The following is a 20533-nucleotide window of genomic DNA, read 5'->3' on the forward strand; positions in this document are numbered from 1 at the left end:
GATCACTCTGTCTGCGCAAGGCTAACATGGATTCGAGGCCGGCCAACCGCGCTTTCATCCCATTTGCTTGATCGCCCACAAGGCCGATCAAGATGGCCCGCGGCTTCCCGGCTCGCATGTGAGCTACGCCACTTTACCAGCGCGCAGCTCGCGACATCATGCGCGCAACATTTCAGGGCAGGCGTTATGACGACGGGCGTATGTTGCGTACGGCTGGCATATGCCGCCGCGATTTGCCGCGTCGACATTGGAACTCTCTCCGGCGCAAGCCGACATCGTCGTTCACATCGATAAATCAGCGCAGCGCATGGCGGTCAGCGTCGACGGCGCGACGCGCTCAAACTGGCCGGTGCCGACCGGGCGCTGCGGCTACGGCACGCGGATCGAGATCACCAACTGGCGTCGCAGCACGGCGTGAATCCGGTCGCGCCTTTACCGCGTGATAACCCTGTCACACGCTGGCAAACATTGATGCGCTTGCAGCGGTTTCGGCGCATTCACTGTGCAGGCGGACGATGGTTTACCCTTCCTTCACCACGCTCCGGCGCTTCCACGCTGCAAATCTGCGCTGTTCGCCGCTTGCGCAGCGCCAGCCCCTCGCGTTCGGCGTGAGCTCGCCTGTAAAGCAGGCACGTACGGCTTTCTCAAACAGCGCAGCTATTCGCCGAGAGATACCAATTTTTCAGACACTTATCGCAGAAGTGTCGTCGAACTGGAATGCGCGTGGGGCGTGCGATACCGATGATGCGGCCGAAAAAGATCAAGAAACCGAAACAGGCCAAACTGTCCGGTCCTCGGGGCCGCCGAGCCAGGCCGCTGCCGAAAATGTCCGGCAGTTCGCGCCGTACCGCCGTCGAGATCGGCGAACTGGTGCGTCAGCGCGCGCAGGCCGATGCCGCGATCGCCGAGGCCCGCAAGTCCAATGCGCGGCTGCGTGAGGCGATCGACATCCTGCCGCAAGGCATCGTGTTCCTGGACCGCGAAGGTCGCTACACCCTCTGGAACAAGAAATACTCGGAAATCTACAAGCGCAGTTCCGACCTGTTCGAGCAGGGTGCGCGCCTGGAAGACACCATCCGCGTCGGCGTTGCGCGCGGCGACTATCCCGAGGCCGCCGGCCGCGAGGAGGAGTGGATCGCCGAGCGGCTCGAGAAGATGTACCGGCCGGGCGAGCGGCACGAGCAGGTGCTGGCCGATGGCCGCGTGGTGCTGATCGAGGAGCGGCTGACCTCGGATGGCGGCATCGTCGGCCTGCGCGTCGACATCACCGAACTGAAGCAGCGCGAGGCCTCGTTCCGCCTGCTGTTCGACGGCAATCCGGTGCCAATGATCCTGTGCGCGCTCGACGGCGAGAAGATCCTCGCGGTCAACGACGCCGCGATCGCGCACTATGGTTATGTCCGTGCCGAATTCGAGAAGATGACGATCAAGAGCCTGCAGGCGTTCGATGCCGAGCTGCCCTGGGCCGCAGGCCGCAGCAGCGACGAGCAGGCGGCGCGGACCTGGAAGCATGTGCGCGCGGACGGCACGCTGATCGACCTGGCGATCTATTCGCGCCAGCTGATGCATGGCGACCAGCCGGCGATGCTGCTCGCGCTGATGGACATCACCGAGCGCAAGCGCGCCGAGGCGCGGCTGGCCTTCATGGCCCAGCACGACAGCCTGACCGGCCTGCCGAACCGCAATCTGCTGCGCCAGCAGATGGAGGATATGCTGCAGCACACCCGTCGCTCGACCGACAAGGTCGCGGTGCTGATGCTCGGGCTCGACAATTTCAAGGCGGTCAACGACACGCTCGGCCACGGCATCGGCGACAAGCTGTTGCGCGGGGTCGCCAAGCGGCTGCGCTCGACGCTGCGCGAGGAAGACGCGCTGGCCCGGCTCAACTCCGATGAATTCACCATCGTGCAGGGCGGCGTGATGCGGCCCGAGGACGCGGTGCTTCTCGCGCGACGGATCCTGGATGCGATCGGCGAGCCCTATCTGCTCGATGGCCATTCGGTGGTGGTCGGCGCCAGCATCGGGATCGCGATGTCGCCCGGCGATGGCGAGGATTCCGAGAAGCTCCTGAAGAGCGCCGACATGGCGCTGTCGCGCGCCAAGAGCGAATTCCGCGGCACCTTCTCCTTCTTCGAGGCCGAGATGGATGCGCGCGCGCAGAGCCGCCGCAAGATCGAGATCGATCTGCGCGGCGCGATCCAGAATGAGGGCCTGCGGCCCTATTACCAGCCGCTGGTCGATCTCACCAGCGGTCGCATCACCGGCTTCGAGGCCCTGGTGCGCTGGCCGCATCCGGAGCGCGGCATGATCTCGCCCGGCGAGTTCATCCCGGTGGCCGAGGAGACCGGCCTGATCAATCCGCTGGGCGCGCTGATGCTGCGTCGCGCCTGCATGGACGCGGCGCAATGGCCCGACGACGTCCGCGTCGCGGTCAATCTGTCGCCGCTGCAATTCCGCACCGGCAACCTGCTGGCGCTGGTCACCGACGCGCTGCGGCAATCCGGCCTGCCGGCGCGACGGCTCGAGCTCGAGATCACCGAGACGCTGCTGCTCGAGAAGAGCAGCCAGGTGCTGGCAACGCTGCATGCGCTCCGTGCGCTCGGGGTGCGGATGTCGATGGACGATTTCGGCACCGGCTATTCGAGCCTGAGCTATCTGCGCAGCTTTCCGTTCGACAAGATCAAGATCGACCAGTCGTTCGTGCGCGACCTCGGCGCGAACCCGGACGCGCAGGCGATCGTGCGCTCGATCGTCAGCCTCGGCGTGGGGCTCGGCGTCACCATCACCGCCGAGGGCGTCGAGACCGAGGCGGAGCTGAGCTGCCTGCGCGCCGAGGGCTGCCACGAAGGCCAGGGCTTCCTGTTCAGCCGTGCCCGGCCGAACGCCGAGGTCATCAGCCTGCTGAAGGCGCAGCGCGTCGCGACGGCCGCGTAGCGAAGTCTAAAGTGAAATGATGTTATCTCGGACCAAGCGTCGAACCCCGCTTCGCCTCGCCCCGCGTGCGGGGAGAGGCCGGAAGGCATCGTCAGATGCGTTCCGGGTGAAGGGGAGTCTCCGCGAACGCAGCTATCACCGAATGTGCGGAGACGGCCCCTCACCCCAACCCTCTCCCCGTAAGAACGGGGCGAGGGAGCGCACCGCCGCCGCTCCTCGACCTAACCTCATCACGGGCTACGTCGCCTTCTTGTTCAAATGATAGGTCAGCGCCAGCGCCACGCAGTGGCGCAGCGCCGCCTCCGGGAGCTTGCCCGCGACATCGAGCAGGATCGCGCGGTTGCCGCTGTAGCTGAGCTCGGGATAAAGCTCGCGGAAGGTCTCGACCAGATTGGTCTGGCAGTGGAAGTAGACCGCGACCTGGTCGGCGGCGGGCTTCACCTGATCGATCCGGACCGTGCTGCCGCTGCCGGTCTCCGGCGTGAGGTAGCTCGGCTGCCCCCATTTCAGCGTCTCTTCCAGTGCGCCGACGCCCCTGGTTGCCTTCGCGGTGTCGAAGATCAGCCGCCGCAGCGCCAGCAGCTTGGCCTTGACGGGGGCAGGGTATGCGTCGAACAGCGCGTCCGTCGCTTTTGCTTGCGGGCGTCGTGCCACCTTGCTGGTCGATGTTGCCGGCTTGCGCATGGAGGGCTCCGCGAGGACGACGTCTCGCGTCAATCTACCATAGCGCCTTGAACGTCACATGGCCCGCCGCTCAGGCCGCGTTGCGCAGACCGGCGAGGAACGTGTCGACGCTGTGCGACAGCGCGGAGGCGTGATCGCCGAGCTGGCTCGACGTATCCAGCACGTTGCCGGAGAGGGCGCGGGAATGGCCGGCGGCTTCGCTGGCGCCCGCGATATTGGCGGAGACCTCGACGGTGCCGGAGGACGCCTGCTGCACGCTGCGGGCGATCTCCCTCGTCGCCGAGTCCTGCTGCTCGACGGCGGCCGCGATCGCGGTGGCGATGCCAGAAATCTCGCGGATGGTGCCGCTGATGTCGCCGATCGCGCTGACGCAGTTGCCGGTGGCGGACTGGATCGCGCCGACCTGGCCGGCGATCTCCTCTGTCGCCTTCGCGGTCTGGCTTGCCAGTTCCTTCACCTCGGCGGCGACCACGGCAAAGCCGCGGCCGGCCTCGCCGGCGCGCGCCGCCTCGATGGTGGCGTTGAGCGCCAGCAGATTGGTCTGGCTCGCGATCGCGCTGATCAGGCGCAGCACGTCGCCGATCTTCTCCGCGGAGGCGGCGAGGCTCGTCACCATCTCGGTGGTCTCCGTCGCCTTGGCCACCGCATTGTCGGCGACGCGGCTGGAATGGCTGACCTGGCGGCCGATCTCGGTGATCGAGGAGGCCAGCTCTTCGGTGGCGGCTGCGACCGCATTGACGCTGGCCGACGCCTCCTCGGACGCGGCGGCTGCCGCTGCGGTCCGTTCGGAGGTGCCGTTGACGCTGGTGGTGATCTCGCCCGCGACGCGCTGCATGGCGCTCGACGACTGCGCGACGGCGGCGACCATGCCCTTGACGTCGGCTTCGAAGCGGTCGGCCATCTGCCGCTGCAGCGCCTGCTTGTCGGCCGCGGCCTTCAGCTTGTCGGCCTCCTGTGCATCGCGCAGCGTGGAGGTTTCGAGCATGCCGCGGCGGAACAATTCGACCGCCTTGGCCATCGTGCCGAGCTCGTCGCGCCGCTCGCTGCCGGGGATCGTGACGCTGGTGTCGCCGCTGGACAGCCGGTTCATCACCGCGGTGATCGCGGTCAGCGGCCGTGACAGGCCGCGGCCGAGCAGGAACGCGAGCAACACGGCCGCGGCCAGGATCGCGACGGTGCCGAGGATCAGATTGCGCTGCGCGCTCGCCGCGGCGGCTTCATATTCGCTGGTGTCCTTGATGATCTCGAGCACGGCGACCGGCTGGCCGGCATAGTTCCTGATCTGCCCGAGATAGAGCTCCACCGCATGGCCGTCGAGCTTCGCATCGCGCAGCAGCGCTGCGCCGTTCATCACGCTCTTGAGCTCGTCCGAGGTCGCGACCACGGTGTCGCCGAAGGTCGAGGACAGCCGCCTGAAGCCCTTGCCGTCGAACGAATGCACGGCGAGGTCGATGCCGAAGCGCTTCTTGGCGCGGTCGACGAATTCCTTGCCGAAGGCGGCGCCGACGTCGACATTGGCGATGCTTTTGCCGTCGCGGATGATCGGAGTCATGCCGAAGATGCCGAGTGCCTCGCGGCCAGGCTCGACGCCGACGATCGACCGGCCGCTCTTGATTGCCTCGACCACGGTCGTGCGGCGCCCGGATACGTCGTCGCCGAAGACCTTGGGAGCGTGCACGCGATAGAACGACAGCGCCGGGGGTGTCTGGAAGGTAATCAGCGGGATGCCCTGCGCGATCAGTGCCTTGTTGGCGTCTCCGAGCAGCGCCGCAAGGGCGTCGCGATCGTTCCTGACGATCGCGTCGCCGACCGGCCGAAGCGCCGCGATGGCGGAACTGACGGCCAATGCCGCGCGACCTTCGTATTCGATCGCTGCAATCACGCTGTCATATTGCAGCTTGAGCTGCTGATCGAGCGCGAGCCGCGTCAGCGTGCGCTGCTGGCTGATACAGAAGCCGCCGAGGATGGCGCAGGCGACGGCCACGGTCAGTGAAATCGCCAGGATCAGGCGGGTGGCAATCGATCGAAGCTTGAACATGGGGCCAGTGGAACTCCAGGCATTATCGGCGGCCGGAAAGTCTCAGAAAAAGCTTAACAACCGGGTGTTGTTGCCGCCGGTATTCGTACCGTGATCGTTGTTGCCGGTGCTACTTTCGTACCGTTCGCTAAGACGCGATGAGACTGGGTTGAAGCAGTCGGACCGCAAACTCGCTTCGCCTCCGTTGCTTGCGGGGCGGTCGAGACCAGCGAAGCTCGCTCTTAGGCCGACGCGCCCCGAGCGACCCGGAGCGTCGTCCGGAGCGCGGCGCGCGGGGCTCTCCACGATGGCATTCGCGGCGCTACCCCCAGCCCTCCACGAGCGAGAGAGGAGCGCAGCGTCCTCGCGGTCGTTAGGGCGCGTACTCATAAACGCCAGCGGAGGTAGCACGTCACACGCATCCAGGAATCGAGTCGAGTTACGTCATGGAAGGTGGTGGGGGCGAACTTCCGGTCGAGGGGCAACCGACGCGCATACTCAAGGTCGGCGAAGCCTTTCAGATCCGGCCTCAGACCCCGCATGCCGGCGGCAAGCCTGCGAGATGAAAACCAGGTTATTGATCAATTACATCGTGGAGAAAGGCAAACCGCTCGCGACGCCGGTTTGATTTGCACCTTGGATCGATGCCAAGGCTGGCCTTGCCAGCCTTGGGGTTCGGCATCGGGTACGGACCTATTTCGAGGGTCAGCTGCTCTGTAAGTTTGCCCCTGATCGGACGTCAAAGCTGTCCGGAAGGGCATATCGCACAGGTCGAGGCCATGATACGGTGTAACCTTTGGGAGAGCTGAAAGCATCGGAGAGCCAGCAACCCAACTGGAGGATTATGATGAGCATCACTCGCCGCGCCGCAACGCTTGGCGGTCTCAGCCTGCTAGCCGGAACATCCGCAAGCACCGTAAGCCGGGCCGAACTCGGCTCTTTTCTTGGGATCGGGGAAGGACTTGAGGATTTCATACTTGCCACCGACGCCTACATCTTTGGCTATCCGCTGGTCACGATGGAGACGACGCGGAGGGTCATAACCAACGTGGCAGACCCGATCGGAACGCGCGGGCCGATGGGCCAAATCATCAAGCTACGCCAGTATCCAGATGCTTCGTTCCGGGACGTAACGGCGCCGAATGCCGACACGCTATACACGACCGCGTTCTTCGATGTCGGCAAGGAGCCTTGGGTACTCAGCATTCCGGATATGAACGGGCGTTATGCGCTTTTCCCGATGCTGGATGGTTGGACCACCGTGTTTCAGGTGCCGGGTAAGCGTACCACCGGTACCGGTGCGCAGACCTACGCGGTAACTGGCCCCGGATGGAAGGGCACACTGCCCGCTGGCGTCAAGGAGTACAAATCTCCGACCAACATTGTCTGGCTACTAGGCCGCATCTACTGCACCGGCACGCCTGAAGATTATGCCGAGGTCCACAAGCTGCAGGATGAGTTTAAGCTCGTGCCGCTTAGCTCGTACGGCAAACCCTACACGCCTCCCGCAGGCAGGGTCGATCCATCGATCGACATGAAGACGGCCGTGCGCGAGCAGGTCAACCGCATGGACGCTGTGGCGTACTTCACGCTGCTCTGCAAGCTCATGAAAGAAAATCCGCCAGCGGCAGCGGACGCACCTCAGCTCGCCAAGTTTGCGAGCATTGGCATCGTTCCCGGTCAGGACTTCGATGCGACCAAGCTCAAGGCGGATTTCGTCAAACGCGTGCCCGAGGTCGGCTTCGACCGGATCATGCTGCAGTTCAAGATCAACAAGGACGTCAAGGACGAGAACGGCTGGGCCTATACGACCAAGACCGGCATCTATGGTACCGATTATCTGATGCGGGCGCTCGTCACCGCTATTGGGCTCGGTGCCAACCGGCCGCAGGATGCGGTCTACCCGACCTCGATGAAGGACGGAGAAGGCAAGAAGTACAACGGCGCGAACAAATACGTAATGCGCTTCTCCGAAGGCCAACTACCACCTGCGGAGGGTTTCTGGTCGTTAACGATGTACGATGCCAGCTACTTCTTCGTAAACAATCCGCTCAATCGTTACTCGATCAGCGCGCGGCAAAAACTGAAATCGAACCCGGATGGATCGACAGATCTGTACATTCAGAAAGACTCGCCCGGAGCCGACAAGGAGTCGAACTGGCTTCCCGCACCTCCCGGTGATTTTATCCTGATGCTGCGGATGTATTGGCCCGACGAAAGCGATCCTTCGATTATCGACGGATCATGGAAGATTCCGCCGGTGAAGAAGGTGTGATGTGGGGAGTGAGCACGGGGTCGAGCAGACCCCGTACTCCTCGTCTTGGTGAGACCCTTGTTGTTGCCTAACATAAGGGCAGTACGTCAATCGCGAACTACGACCGGTATTTGATTGCCGCATTGTTCGACCTAAAGGGGCTGAGCCATGAATTGTAGTAAGCAGTTTGCTGTCGTCTCCGTGGTCTTCGCAGTTCTTCAGCCATGGTGTGCGAGAACGCTCAATGCGCGCGACGCCGATCTCGCCCCTCTCATTTTCGCTGCGGCTCAGACGGCCAAACAGCAATGCATGAATACCTGCCGTGCACGATATCGCGACTGCCTGTCCTTGAAGCAAATACCATCCCCGGAGTGCCGGGGTGTTTATCGGGATTGCACCGGCAACACCTGTAGTGCTGTGCGGGGATGACCGGCGCGCATGCTTGAAACGCCATCAGTCTCGCAGCTTTCCCAAGTCATCAGTCACGCGATTGCGCCCGCATTCATCCTGGGCGCTGTTGCCGGCTTCATATCTGTTCTGGTGACACGCCTCAACCGGATCATCGACAGGTGTCGCGTTGTTGGGTTTCATGAAGGCGCCGAGCCGACTAAGGAGCGGGTTTACCCCGATATGTTGCAACTTAACCGCCGTGCGGCGCTCATCAACCGAGCGCTTTTTTGGGCGGTAGCAAGTGCGCTCGTCACCATTCTTCTCATGATCGTCGCATTCGTAGATGCGTTTTTTGAGCTGCCTCATGAAAGAGGCGTTGCTCTGTTGTTTACCCTAGCACTTATACTATTTGGGGTTTCTCTCATCAGTTTCGCTCGGGAGATCCGAATAGCGATCATGGATCCCAACAACTACGACTGAGCCTAACTGATCCTTCGCCGCCACATCCCTTGTTCAACAGGCGATGGAGGCAATTCCGTTGATGGTCCCGTAGCTGACGGTCTGAATGACCTTCGGGAAGGTCGGCTCTCCGAAGTGAACCGGAAGTCCCTGGGTTCGGTCGCGATCGACGGCTTTTGGCCTAAAGCGGGCGTCCTTCTCAATGCAGCTAGTTGCAATCAGTCCCTCGCGATTTGAGTGTGAACGTGCCTCGCACATTGACCCCTCTATCGTTCGTGGCATCAATTCTTTGACACGCAGATCGGTCTTGAGACCCCGCGCCGATCACCGTAGAGTTGAAGATCTGCAAACCGGTGACGAGTTGCGAGCTCAGCGTAGGGAAATCACCGCGTCTAAGATTGAGAATAGCTTTTCCAATTGCCCCCTCGCATAGGTGACATCGTCATGAGCCTGGGCTTAGACCGCAAACCGCAGGTACGCCGGACGACGCCGCCGCCGGAAAGTGTCGTTGCGAGCTGGTACGAGAACGCCAGTTTACTCGATAGCTACAGCATTGACTTGAGTGCATCGGAACAGCCGAGCATGCGCGAGCTGGCGACGCGGACACTCGTCAATCCACCCGCGTGGCAGAAGACGTTGATCGCGCTGCGCGACGCCATGGTTACGCCCTTTGGCATCAAAACCTCCGATACCGTCAGGACGTCTCCCGACAGCCATGAACGGGTGGACTTCTTCCCGGTGCACTGGGAGGGCAAGGACGAAATTGTGCTCGGTACGGATGATCGACACCTGGACTTCCGGCTATCGCTGCTCCGGCGCCATTCTCCAACGGGCACGCTGCTCATCGCGACAACCGTTGTGCATACCCACAATGCCTTGGGCTTCACCTATCTCAACGCGATCAGGCCTTTTCATCACCTCGTGGTCAGGGCCAATCTGGCACGCTGTGCACAGACACAACTGCAGTAGAGCTGCATGGCGTTCACGCCCCGGTTCAATCTGACGTCGTCGCGCTTTAGCGCGTCGTAGGCGGCGCGGAGAGATTGCCCGAAAGGATCGCCTTGCCGGCGTCCTCATACTGGGTGTCGCGGGCCTGGATCTGCTGCGCGATCGCGTGCATGTCACGAAACCGGCGCTCGAACGGATTCTTCGCAAACACCGCCGTCGCCCCCGACATGTGATAGGCGATGTCGACCACGGCGGCCGACTGGTGGATGGTCCAGGTCGAGGCGATGCGGATCGCGATGCGATGTGCCTCGCTGATCGGATCGCCGCGGGCGAGATCGCTCCAGACGTCGTGGGCCGTCGCATACAGATAGGCGCGCGCGGCGCGCACGCTCGCCTCGGTGCGGCCGATCTGGCCCTGCACGGCGTTGTTGTCGCGCATCGCCTTGAGGCCCTGCGGGGTCTTGGCCCGGGCAAGCTCGGTCGCCGCATCCAGCATGGCGCGGGCGACGCCGAGCGAGGTCGCGGCAAAGCCCATGCTGAACACCATGTTGGTGGACAGCTTGTAGAGCGGCCCCGGCTCGCGGCACGCGGCCGGGTCGTCGCGCAGCGCGGCGAATTTGTTGGGGATGAAGAGGTTGTCGACCGAATAGGAATCGGTGCCGGTGCCCTTCAGGCCGATCACGTCCCAGACGTCGTACATCACAGCCTGCGACACCGGAAACAGGATGGTGCGAATTTCCGGCGAGCCGTCGGCCTTCTTGCGCTGTGAGCCGTCGGCCTCGATGACGCGGACATGGGCGCCGAGCCAGCTCGCCTGCCGCGAGCCCGAGGCGAAATCCCAGCGCGCACTGGCGCGGTAGCCGCCGGGCTCGGCGCGCACCTCGTGGGCGATCGCGCCCCAGGCCAGGATGCCGGGCGCGTTGTTGAAGATTTCGTTGGCCGCGTCGGGCTCGAGATAGGCCGCGGTCATGGCGCAGACGCTGCACTGGCCGAGGCACCAGGCGGTCGATGCATCGGCCTTGGCGATCTCCTCCTGCATCTGCATGAACGCGTCCAGCGTCGCCTCGGCGCCGCCGAAACGCTTCGGCAGCAGCGCGCGATAGAGCCCGTTCTCGACGAGCGCCGCGGTGACGGAAGGCGTCAGCCGCCGCGTCCGTTCGATCTCGTCGGCTTCGCTCATGATCAGCGGCGCCAGCGCGCGCGCCCGCTCGACAAGGTCTACTCCCTGCGGCTTGTTCATGCGTGTCCTCGGCGCCCCTTCTGACGTTGTTGTTGGGGGCAGGCGATGGTGGCCCATCCGGCAGGAGAGGGCAAGGCGGGGCGGCACCGGCGCAGATCAGCTATCCATCGCGGCCGCGCGCGATCAACGCATGCATCCGCGCTCAGGCGGCGGCGCGGCCGAGATCGAGCGACGGCTGGCGCCTGGTCGAGAAACTCAGCGCCACCGCGACCGCGGCAAGGCCGATCGCGAAGGAACCGGCGTGCAGCCACGTGTAGCCGTGGAACGTGTCGAACACGTAACCGCCGGCCCACGGCCCGAGCGCCATGCCGAGGCTCGCAAAAGCCGACACGGCGCCGAACACCGTGCCCATGATGCGCGCGCCGAAGAACTCGCGCACCAGCACGGCATAGAGCGGCATCACGCCGCCATAGGCGAGGCCGAACACCACCGACAGCGCGTAGAACTCGCCGAGCTGCGCCACCGCAAGATAAGTCGCAATCGACAGCGCCTGCACCAAGAGGCCGCCGACCAAAACCGGCTTGGCGCCGAGCCGGTCGGCCAGCACACCGAGCAGCAGCCGCCCGCCGAGGCCGGAGAAGCCGGCGAGGCTGTAGACCGTGACTGCGGTGAGCGGCGCGATGCCGCACACCATGGCGTAGGACACCATGTGGAAGATCGGGCCCGAATGTGCCGCACAGCAGGCGAAATGGGCCAGTGCGAGCGTGATGAATTGCGGCGTGCGCAGCGCCTGCGCCACGCTCCATTCCGCTTGCGGTGCATTGCCAGCCGTTGGGATCGCGACGGTCGTTCCCTGCGGCGCCGGGCGCACCAGGAACGATGCGGGGATCAGCAGCGCCCACGCGGCGATGCCGATCACGAGCATCGCGAAGCGCCAGTCATAGGCCGTGATCAGCCAGCTCGCGGATGGTGCGACCGTCACCGGTGATACGCCCATGCCGGCCGACACCAGTGCGACGGCGAGGCTGCGATGCTTGTCGATCCAGGCGCTCGCAAGCGCCATCATCGGTGCATAGAAGCTGCCGGCGGCGATCCCGATCAGCACGCCGAAGCAGAGCTGGAATTGCCACAGGCTCTGCGCCCGGCTTGCCGTCACGAGGCCAAGCCCGAGCAGCAGGCTGCCCGCCAGCACCACGATGCGGGTGCCGAAGCGGTCGGACAGCGCGCCCCAGGCGAACGCCGCAAGACCCATGCAGAGGAAATCCAGCGTCGCCGCCGCCGATACGCCGGCACGCGACCAGCCCATCGCATCCGAGATCGGCTGCAGGAACACCGCGAGCGACAGCATGGTGCCGAAGCCGACGCAGGTCATCAGCGCGCCCGCGCCGACGACGACCCAGCCATAGTCGAACCGAGCGTCCTTGCTCATGCGTTTCCTCCCGCCCGTTTGTGTTGTTGCTGGACGGCCGGGGAATGGTCGCTCATCCGGTGCATGAGGGCAAGGTGAGATGATCCGTCGCAGATTGGTCATCGCGGCGTCGCGACGATCCGGATTAAGTGTACGCCGTCTCGATTCTGCGCCGCGTTCCATTTGCTGGATGAATCGGCACGGCAAAACCCGAAGCGAACAAGTTTGTGTGGTAGCACTACGCCGCAATGGCAACCGAGACGCTGATTGTGCGTCTATCGCAACGGGGTTCGACCATGCTCAAGCTCCCTCCGCCGATCTGGACGTTGATCTATCTGCTTGTTGGCGCGACGCTGAGCTGGTGGCTCGGCTGGCCGACGCTCCCTGGGCTGCCGATTCCGCTGCTCGGAATCGCGTTGGTGGTGATCGCGTTCATCGCGCCGGTGTGGGCGTTCGTCCTGTTTCGGCGCGAAGGCACCGAGATCGAACCGACGTCGCCGACCAATCGCGTGCTGGTCACCAGCGGTCCCTACCGGTTCACACGGAATCCGATGTATTCCGGCCTTGTGCTGCTCGTGCTGGGCATCGCGGTGTGGGTCGGGGCCTGGCCGATGTTCATCGTGCCAGTTGCAGTATTCGCGACCGCCAATTGGGTCCACATTCCCTTCGAGGAGACCAAGATGCGCCGTCAGTTCGGCGCGGCCTATGACGACTATGTCGCGCGGGTGCGGCGCTGGGTGTGAATGAGCAAAGCTCGTTTGCGGCCTTCACGCCGCGTTGCTTGGCTGCGAGGGCGTGCGGTACCGGCTGGCGCCTAGCCGCACTGCCACGCCCGTCCGATCGGCGTCCAGGTCCAGCATGGACCAAAACTGCCGCCATTGTAGCGGCCGCGATAGAATCCCGGCCGGCCGAAATAGTACCAGTCGCCGCCGTACCAGTATTGCGGCGCGTAATCCGGCCGGCCGCGGGCGGCGCCGCGCGGACCGAGCACCGGAATGGTCTGGTTGGGCGGCTGGCGGTAGCCGGGCAGGAAGCCATAGCCATGCCAGCGGGCGGTCTGCCGCTTCTTCGAGGAAGCGGCCGCGCTCAGGTCAGGCTGCAGCAGGGCGAGGATGACGATCGAGAGAGACAGGATGCGCAACATGACGGGAGCTTAGTCGGCGCGCCGCGCCGTGGCGATTCAAATCATGGTGCGTTTTGTTGCCGGGACAAGAACGGGCAACAAGCGCGCCTGCGACAGCGTGTCAGCTATCGGGCTGCTTTGCATGGGGTTGTTTTCGAGATTTTCGATTAGGACCGGGCCGGCGCGCTGTCGTCAAGCTGGCGACGGTTCGTGACGGCGCCTCAGCTGTCCACCTTGAGCGCGGCGATGAAGGCTTCCTGCGGGATGTCGACCTTGCCGAACTGCCGCATCTTCTTCTTGCCTTCCTTCTGTTTCTCCAGAAGCTTGCGCTTGCGCGTGATGTCGCCGCCGTAGCACTTCGCGGTGACGTCCTTGCGCAGCGCGCGGACGGTTTCGCGCGCGATCACCTTGCCGCCGATCGCCGCCTGGATCGGAATCTGGAACATGTGCGGCGGGATCAGCTCCTTCATCTTCTCGACCATGGCGCGGCCGCGGCCCTCGGCGCGGGTCCGATGCACCAGCATCGACAGTGCGTCGACCGGCTCGGCATTGACCAGGATCTGCATCTTGACCAGGTCGGCCGGCTTGTAGTCGGTCAGATGATAGTCGAACGAGGCGTAGCCCTTCGACACCGACTTCAGGCGATCGTAGAAATCGAACACCACCTCGTTGAGCGGCAGGTCGTATTTCACCATCGCGCGGGAGCCAACGTAAGTGAGCTCCTTCTGCGAACCGCGGCGGTCCTGGCACAGCTTCAAGACGCTGCCGAGATATTCGTCGGGGGTGAGGATCGTCGCCTCGATCCACGGCTCCTCGATCTCGGCGATCTTGACCACGTCGGGCATGTCGACCGGGTTGTGGATCTCGAGCTCGGTGCCGTCGGTCAGCTTCATCTTGTAGATCACGCTCGGCGCGGTCGCGATCAGATTGAGGTCGAACTCGCGCGACAGCCGCTCCTGGATGATCTCCAGATGCAACAGCCCGAGGAAGCCGCAGCGGAAGCCGAAGCCGAGCGCAGCGGACGTTTCCATCTCGAAGGAGAAGCTGGCGTCGTTCAGGCGCAGCTTGCCCATCGCCGCGCGCAGCGTCTCGAAATCGTCGGCATCGACCGGGAACAGGCCGCAGAACACCACCGGGATCGCCGGCTTGAAGCCCGGCAGCATCTCGGTGACCGGCTTCCTGTCGTCGGTGATGGTGTCGCCCACTCTCGTATCGGCGACTTCCTTGATCGCCGCAGTGATGAAGCCGATCTCGCCGGGGCCGAGCTCCTCGACCTGCTGCATCTTCGGGGTGAAGAAGCCGACGCGCTCGATGTCATAGGCCGCGCCGGTGCCCATCATGCGGATGCGGCTGCCCTTCTTCATCACGCCGTCGACGACGCGGATCAGGACGACCACGCCGAGATAGACGTCGTACCAGCTGTCGACCAGCAGCGCCTTCAAGGTCGCGTCGCGGTCGCCCTTCGGCGGCGGCAGGCGGGTGACGACGGCCTCCAGCACGTCGGGCACGCCGAGGCCGGTCTTGGCCGAGATCATCACGGCGTCGGAGGCGTCGATGCCGATCACGTCCTCGATCTGCTGCTTGACCTTCTCGGGCTCGGCCGCAGGCAGGTCGACCTTGTTCAGGACCGGCACGATCTCGTGACCGGCGTCGAGCGCATGGTAGACGTTGGCGAGCGTCTGCGCCTCGACGCCCTGGCTGGCGTCGACCACGAGCAGGGAACCCTCGCAGGCCGCCAGCGACCGCGAGACCTCGTAGGCGAAGTCGACATGGCCGGGCGTGTCCATCAAATTGAAGATGTAATCCTTGCCGTCCTTGGCGCGGTAGTTCAGCCGGACGGTCTGCGCCTTGATGGTGATGCCGCGCTCGCGCTCGATATCCATCGAGTCGAGCACCTGCTCCTTGCCCGCCATTTCGCGATCCGACAGGCCGCCCGTCATCTGGATCAGGCGGTCGGCAAGGGTCGATTTGCCATGGTCGATATGGGCGACGATGGAGAAGTTGCGGATGTTCGAAATCGGGGCAGTTGTCATGGGGCGCGGGATAGCATCCGCACCCCCGCGCGGGCAACTATATTGCGGTATTTTGCAGGGCTGTGACGGCGAATCACGGCCGTGTTTCAGTCAGATCTGCCGTGATCGATTTTCGGGCACGTTTCTGCTAGGTCTTTCGGCCCAAAACCGTGGATCTGACGATGCGCTGGACCCTTCTCGCCGCCGGATTGCTCGCCGTGTTGTTCGCAACGCCCGCAGCCGCCGACAAACGCGTCGCGCTGGTGGTCGGCAATTCGACCTATCAGAACGTGTCGCGGCTGCAGAATCCGAAGGACGATGCGCAACTCGTGGCCGACACGCTGCAGCGGCTCGGCTTTGCACTGGTCGGCGGGCAGGCCCAGGTCGATCTGGACAAGGCCGGTTTCGATGCCGCGATCCAGCGCTTCGGCAGCCAGCTGATGGGCGCCGACGTCGCGCTGTTCTATTACGCCGGCCACGGCATCCAGGTGCGCGGAACGAATTATCTGGTGCCGGTCTCGGCGAATCCTGTGCGCGAGGCCGATGTCGATTTCCAGATGGTCGATGTCGGCCTGGTGCTGCGCCAGATGGAAGGCGCCGGCACGCGGCTCAACATCGTCATCCTGGACGCCTGCCGGAACAATCCGTTCGGCGGGCGCGGCTTGCGCGCCGCCGACGGCGGCCTCGCCCAGATCCGCGCGCCGGAGGGCACGCTGTTGTCCTACGCGACCCAGCCGGGCAACGTCGCGCTCGACGGCGATGACGGCCACAGCCCCTACACGCGTGCTCTCGTCGACACCATGCAGAAGCCCGGGCTCGACGTGCTGCAGGCGTTCAATCAGGTCGGCCTCATCGTCAAGCGCGCGACCGGCAGCGCGCAGCAGCCCTGGGTCTCGACCTCGCCGATCGACGGCTCGTTCTATTTCGCCGGCAACGCGCCGGCTCAGGTTGCAACCGTGGATCCGCCGGCAACGGCGATCCCGCCGCAGCAAAGCCTGCCGCCGCAAAACGTGCCGCCATCGGCGCCGCCGGTGATGCGCACGCAATCGGACTTCATCATCGCGGATTCCGACCGCCGCCTGCTGTCGGAGAGCGATCTCAGGCTGCTCAGCAAGGACGATCTGCGGATCGCGCGCAATGAAATCTTCGCGCGGCGCGGGCGCTACTTCAACGCGCCCGACCTGACCGCGCGATTCAGCAGGTTCGCGTGGTACGTGCCCCGATCATGGGATCCGCCGCTCAATGCGATCGAGAGCGCGAATGTCGCGCTGATCGATCGCTTCGAATCCGGCGGCGGCGCTGCACCTAGCGGATTCATCTTCCCGGATTCCGACCGCCGTCTGCTGACCCCTGCCGATCTGCGGCGGCTGTCGCGGGACGAGCTGCGGATCGCGCGCAACGAGATCTTCGCCCGCAGGGGGCGATATTTCGATTCCGCCGATCTCAAGGCGTATTTCTCGCGCTTTCCCTGGTATGCGCCGAACAGCTGGAATCCGAAGCTGAACGCGATCGAGGAGGCCAATGTCGCGCTGATCGATCAGGCCGGAAAGCGCTGAATGGCCGCGCGCGGCACGGCCTGCATCGTTGCCTTGCTGGCGCTGCTGCCGCCGTTTGCGCACGCGCAGAGCAAAAGCGAATTGCTCGACCGCCTGGTGCGCGCCTATCCGGACGCGCTGTCCGGCCATGACGACACCACGATCACCTGGCGCGACGGCACGGTGATGAAGGTCGACGACGGCGTCTCCGGCAAGCCGTTCGACCAGATGCTGCGCAATGCCTCGATCCTCGACCAGATGCGGCAGCCCTATCCGTCCGGGCCGGCGGCGCCACCGGCCCCGAACGTCGATCCCGGACGCTTCCGCAACGAGGCCTTCTTCAAGAAGATGTATGGCGATTGCAACACGGCCGAGGTCAGGCGGAACCTGGTGACCATCACCTGGCTGCCGCGATCCTGGGCCAAGCCGGTTCAGGTCACGCGGGTCAACGGCGTGGCCGAGCGCCTCAAGCAGGTCTCCGCCGAGATCGACGCGCTCGATCCGGCGCTGCGCGCCGCGGCCTTTCCGATCGCCGGTGTGCTATCTTGTCGCGCCGTCGCCGATACCGGGCGGATGAGCATGCATGGCTATGCGGCCGCGATCGACCTCAACCTGAAAGTCTCGGATTACTGGCTGTGGGCGGGCAAGGGCAAAACCATCCCCTACAAGAACCGGATGCCGCACGAGATCGTCGACATTTTCGAGCGCCATGGCTTCATCTGGGGCGGCAAGTGGTATCATTACGATACCATGCATTTCGAGTACCGGCCTGAGCTTCTCGAAAAATGAACCGGCGGCTGGAGGCGTTCTCACGCCAAGCTGATTACACTGGTCACAAAAACGCGCTAAAGCGCGACGAAATGCTGGTGAGCACTCACTCATCGCCCCTTTCCGCTTCCATTCGGCATGATCCTACCGGGAAACCGCTTTCCACGTTTGCGGGTCATGCCTCAGGCACAGGCCATGTCGACCGCCACCACCCTCCCTGCCGCAAGGCGCACGACCCGCAGACTGACGATCCGGCGGATCGCCGCCTGGATTGCCTCGCGCGCCACCGATCCCAAGACCAGCCTGTGGCTGGTGATCGGCTTCGCATTGGTTCACGCGGTGCTGTGGACGCTGATCCTGGTCAAGCTCAAGGCTGCGCAGGACGTCCATATGGACGTCGCAGAGGCCTATGCCTGGGGCCAGCGCTTCCTGCTCGGCTATGGCAAGCATCCGCCGCTGTCGGGCTGGATCGCCGGGGTCTGGTTCAGGATCTTTCCCGTCACCAACTGGTCGACCTACGCGCTCGCGATGGCAACCGTCAGCTTCGCGCTGGTGGTGTGCTGGCTGATCGCGCTGCGCGTCGTCGATCGCCGCCGTGCGTTCTTCATGGTGGTGATGCTGGCGCTCTACCCGATCTTCAATTTCAAGGGCTTCAAATACAACGCCGACCTCGCGCAGCTGGTGCCGCTGCCGCTGTTGGTGCTGGCCTATCTCAACGCATTCGAGAAGCGCAGCTTCAAATCGGGGCTCTGGCTCGGCTTTGCCGGCATGCTGGCGCTGATGACCAAATACTGGGTGGTGACGATGATCGGCGCCGTCGGGCTTGCCGCGCTGATCCATCCGCAGCGGATGCAATTCCTGCGCTCGCCCGCGCCATGGGTTGCGATCGGCACCATGATCGTGACGATGATCCCGCATCTGGTGTGGCTGGAGGAGGTGAACTTCGTGCCGTTCACCTATGCCGGCGACGTCTATGCGCTGTCGAGCCGCGAGCTCAATGTCCAGCTCGTGATCGGCTACATCGTGCACAATCTCGGTCTGCTCGCGATTCCGATCGTGCTGGGCCTCATCGCGCTGCTGCTGGGGTCGGTGCCGTGGCGGCCGTCGGACGTGCTGACACGGATCTGGTCGCGCGGACCCAATCCGGCCGTCAACCTTGCGCAGGCGCTCAACATCTGGATCATCCAGCTGATCGTCGCGATCGGGCCGCCGCTCGGCGCGCTGGCGTTCACCGTCTACATCAAGACCGATTGGGGCATCCCGCTGTTCTTCCTGGTTCCGCTTGCGCTGGTTGCGATCCCTTCGCTGCGTTTCCCGCGCATGGCGCTGTTCTCGATCACGGCGGTGTGGTTCGTGGCCACGATCGCCACGCTGATCGCCGCGCCCAGCATCGCCACGCAGGAGATCGCGTCCAACCGCGTCGGTGGCTCGACCTACGCCGCGCGCTCTGAATTGGCGCGCGAGCTCACCCAGACCTGGCAGGACAGATTCCATTCGCGCTGGGCGGTGGTCGTCGCACGCTCCGACATCGGCGAGCCGATGACGTTCTACAGTCCGGATCATCCGGCCTCGCTCGTGCCGGGCGAAGCGTGGTCGTCGGGGCTGACGTCGCTCGACGAAGCCAAGCGTCTCGGCTTCATCGGCGTCTGCGACACCACCGATCCGGTGTTCCTGCAGCCATGCGAGGCATGGATGGCGGAGCATGCCAAGGATGCCGAGCCGTTGGTGATGAACACCATGCGCTTCTTCAACGGCCATCCCGGTCCGTCGACGGTGTGGAAGGTCTATCTGGTGCCGCCGGCGAAGTAGCTTCCTCTTACCTCGCCCCGCTTGCGGGGAGAGGTCGAAATTCGAGCGCGCTCGAATTTCGGGTGAGGCGGTACAGGTCTATCGGTAGACCGCCATGGCGGTTAGAGCCCCTCACCCCAACCCTCTCCCCGCAAGAGCGGGGCGAGGGAGTGGACCGCATCCGCGGCTGGAGAGCGAGGCAGCACTTACGTGCCTTCCTCGTTGAACTTGCTGGCGACGAGTTCGGCGATGGCGTCCAGCGCCTGCTGCGCCTCGTCGCCTTTCGCGGAGACCACGACCGTGGTGCCGGGCCCTGCGGCCAGCATCATCAAGCCCATGATCGAGGTGCCGCCGACAGTCTCGCCGCCGCGCGTCACCCAGATCTCGGCGTTGAAGCGCTCGACCAGCTGGACGAACTTGGCCGATGCCCGCGCATGCAGGCCGCGCTTGTTGACGATCAGAAGTTCGCGCGAAATGGCGCCCGCTGGCACGCCCGGGCCGACATGGTTTTCGCCCGGGGCATCGCCGCTCATTTGCCTGCGAGAACGCGGCTGGCGATGGTGACGTATTTGCGGCCGGCTTCCTGCGCCATCGCGATCGCGTCGGGCAGCGAGCGCTCCTCGCGAACCTTGGCAAGCTTGACCAGCATGGGAAGATTGATGCCCGCGAGCACTTCCACCTTCGGGCGGCTCATGCAGGAGATCGCCAGGTTCGACGGCGTGCCGCCGAACATGTCGGTGAGGATCGCAACGCCGTCGCCGCTATCGACGCGGTTCACCGCCTCGATGATGTCGCTTCGACAGAGATCGGAATCGTCCTCGGCCCCGATCGTAATTGCTTCAATTTGTTTCTGCGGACCCATGACGTGTTCGAGCGCGGCTCTGAACTCGTCAGCAAGGCGCCCATGGGTCACCAGCACTAGACCAATCATCGGAAACTCCTCGCGGGCGCCCTTTGGTGCACCGCACGAACGCGCCACTTTGACCATCCAGAGGCCCTGCGCAAGAGGGCATCTTGGCTAGTCTCCCGGTTC

At 64.3% G+C, this 20533-nt stretch carries 18 protein-coding genes; 10 read left to right on the plus strand and 8 right to left on the minus strand.

The annotated features are described in order from the left end of the window. Nucleotides 1-220 precede the first annotated feature (220 nt). A complete protein-coding gene (locus tag ACVW1C_RS22850; protein ID WP_456760337.1) occupies nucleotides 221-418 on the plus strand; it encodes a hypothetical protein in 198 nt (65 codons plus the stop codon). Between the two features lie 407 nt (nucleotides 419-825). Then, the gene (locus ACVW1C_RS22855) at nucleotides 826-2934 is read left to right on the plus strand and encodes a putative bifunctional diguanylate cyclase/phosphodiesterase (protein WP_456760338.1); all 2109 of its coding nucleotides are present in this window, start codon (nucleotides 826-828) and stop codon (nucleotides 2932-2934) included. Nucleotides 2935-3171: 237 nt separating this feature from the next. On the opposite strand, the gene ACVW1C_RS22860 is transcribed toward ACVW1C_RS22855, so the two are convergent. Together ACVW1C_RS22860 and ACVW1C_RS22865 are read right to left on the minus strand one after the other, a co-directional pair. Continuing rightward, the gene (locus ACVW1C_RS22860; protein WP_456760339.1) at nucleotides 3172-3618 is read right to left on the minus strand and encodes a DUF1801 domain-containing protein; all 447 of its coding nucleotides are present in this window, start codon (nucleotides 3616-3618) and stop codon (nucleotides 3172-3174) included. 70 nt (nucleotides 3619-3688) lie between these two features. Beyond that, nucleotides 3689-5656, minus strand: a complete 1968-nt coding sequence (locus ACVW1C_RS22865) for a methyl-accepting chemotaxis protein (protein WP_456760340.1) — start codon at nucleotides 5654-5656, stop codon at nucleotides 3689-3691. Nucleotides 5657-6081: 425 nt separating this feature from the next. Between ACVW1C_RS22865 and ACVW1C_RS22870 the strand changes: the two genes are divergently transcribed. The 4 genes from ACVW1C_RS22870 to ACVW1C_RS22885 all read left to right on the plus strand — a co-directional run bounded on the left by ACVW1C_RS22870 (nucleotide 6082) and on the right by ACVW1C_RS22885 (nucleotide 9707). Then, nucleotides 6082-6201 carry a hypothetical protein gene (locus ACVW1C_RS22870; RefSeq protein ID WP_456760341.1) on the plus strand — a complete coding sequence of 40 codons (120 nt, stop codon included), beginning with the start codon at nucleotides 6082-6084 and terminating at the stop codon, nucleotides 6199-6201. Between the two features lie 281 nt (nucleotides 6202-6482). Then, entirely contained in the window at nucleotides 6483-7910 is a 1428-nt protein-coding gene (locus ACVW1C_RS22875) for a DUF1254 domain-containing protein (RefSeq protein WP_456760342.1), read from the plus strand. Between the two features lie 417 nt (nucleotides 7911-8327). Further along, nucleotides 8328-8759: a DUF2721 domain-containing protein gene (locus ACVW1C_RS22880; RefSeq protein WP_456760343.1), complete on the plus strand. Its 432-nt coding sequence runs from the start codon at nucleotides 8328-8330 to the stop codon at nucleotides 8757-8759. Between the two features lie 423 nt (nucleotides 8760-9182). Beyond that, a complete protein-coding gene (locus ACVW1C_RS22885; protein ID WP_456760344.1) occupies nucleotides 9183-9707 on the plus strand; it encodes a DUF2867 domain-containing protein in 525 nt (174 codons plus the stop codon). 46 nt (nucleotides 9708-9753) lie between these two features. Here ACVW1C_RS22885 and ACVW1C_RS22890 read toward each other — a convergent pair whose 3' ends face one another. Beyond that, complete coding sequence (locus ACVW1C_RS22890) at nucleotides 9754-10926, minus strand: acyl-CoA dehydrogenase family protein (RefSeq protein ID WP_456760345.1); 1173 nt, start codon at nucleotides 10924-10926, stop codon at nucleotides 9754-9756. A gap of 142 nt (nucleotides 10927-11068) precedes the next feature. Beyond that, nucleotides 11069-12295: an MFS transporter gene (locus ACVW1C_RS22895; protein WP_456760346.1), complete on the minus strand. Its 1227-nt coding sequence runs from the start codon at nucleotides 12293-12295 to the stop codon at nucleotides 11069-11071. Nucleotides 12296-12570: 275 nt separating this feature from the next. Here ACVW1C_RS22895 and ACVW1C_RS22900 point away from each other — a divergent pair, with 275 nt between their 5' ends. Further along, nucleotides 12571-13017 (plus strand): methyltransferase family protein, encoded by a 447-nt coding sequence (locus ACVW1C_RS22900; protein ID WP_456760347.1) that lies wholly within the window; start codon nucleotides 12571-12573, stop codon nucleotides 13015-13017. Nucleotides 13018-13088: 71 nt separating this feature from the next. Here the strand turns inward: ACVW1C_RS22900 and ACVW1C_RS22905 are convergent, their stop codons facing one another. After that, nucleotides 13089-13418: a hypothetical protein gene (locus ACVW1C_RS22905; RefSeq protein WP_456760348.1), complete on the minus strand. Its 330-nt coding sequence runs from the start codon at nucleotides 13416-13418 to the stop codon at nucleotides 13089-13091. A 200-nt stretch (nucleotides 13419-13618) separates the two neighbouring features. After that, nucleotides 13619-15430 carry a translation elongation factor 4 gene (gene lepA, locus ACVW1C_RS22910; protein ID WP_456658930.1) on the minus strand — a complete coding sequence of 604 codons (1812 nt, stop codon included), beginning with the start codon at nucleotides 15428-15430 and terminating at the stop codon, nucleotides 13619-13621. Between the two features lie 161 nt (nucleotides 15431-15591). Here lepA and ACVW1C_RS22915 point away from each other — a divergent pair, with 161 nt between their 5' ends. The 3 genes from ACVW1C_RS22915 to ACVW1C_RS22925 all read left to right on the plus strand — a co-directional run bounded on the left by ACVW1C_RS22915 (nucleotide 15592) and on the right by ACVW1C_RS22925 (nucleotide 19521). Beyond that, complete coding sequence (locus ACVW1C_RS22915) at nucleotides 15592-16965, plus strand: YARHG domain-containing protein (protein ID WP_456760349.1); 1374 nt, start codon at nucleotides 15592-15594, stop codon at nucleotides 16963-16965. Further along, entirely contained in the window at nucleotides 16966-17733 is a 768-nt protein-coding gene (locus ACVW1C_RS22920; RefSeq protein ID WP_456760350.1) for a M15 family metallopeptidase, read from the plus strand. It abuts the gene before it with no gap. Between the two features lie 174 nt (nucleotides 17734-17907). Beyond that, nucleotides 17908-19521 (plus strand): glycosyltransferase family 39 protein, encoded by a 1614-nt coding sequence (locus ACVW1C_RS22925; RefSeq protein ID WP_456760351.1) that lies wholly within the window; start codon nucleotides 17908-17910, stop codon nucleotides 19519-19521. Nucleotides 19522-19706: 185 nt separating this feature from the next. On the opposite strand, the gene ACVW1C_RS22930 is transcribed toward ACVW1C_RS22925, so the two are convergent. Both ACVW1C_RS22930 and ACVW1C_RS22935 read right to left on the minus strand, forming a co-directional pair. After that, nucleotides 19707-20033 carry an HPr family phosphocarrier protein gene (locus ACVW1C_RS22930; RefSeq protein WP_456760352.1) on the minus strand — a complete coding sequence of 109 codons (327 nt, stop codon included), beginning with the start codon at nucleotides 20031-20033 and terminating at the stop codon, nucleotides 19707-19709. Further along, nucleotides 20030-20431: a PTS sugar transporter subunit IIA gene (locus ACVW1C_RS22935; RefSeq protein WP_021076632.1), complete on the minus strand. Its 402-nt coding sequence runs from the start codon at nucleotides 20429-20431 to the stop codon at nucleotides 20030-20032. The genes ACVW1C_RS22930 and ACVW1C_RS22935 overlap by 4 nt, the downstream gene beginning before the upstream one ends. Nucleotides 20432-20533: the final 102 nt, after the last annotated feature.

It is taken from the genome of Bradyrhizobium sp. USDA 4011 (genome assembly GCF_054063415.1).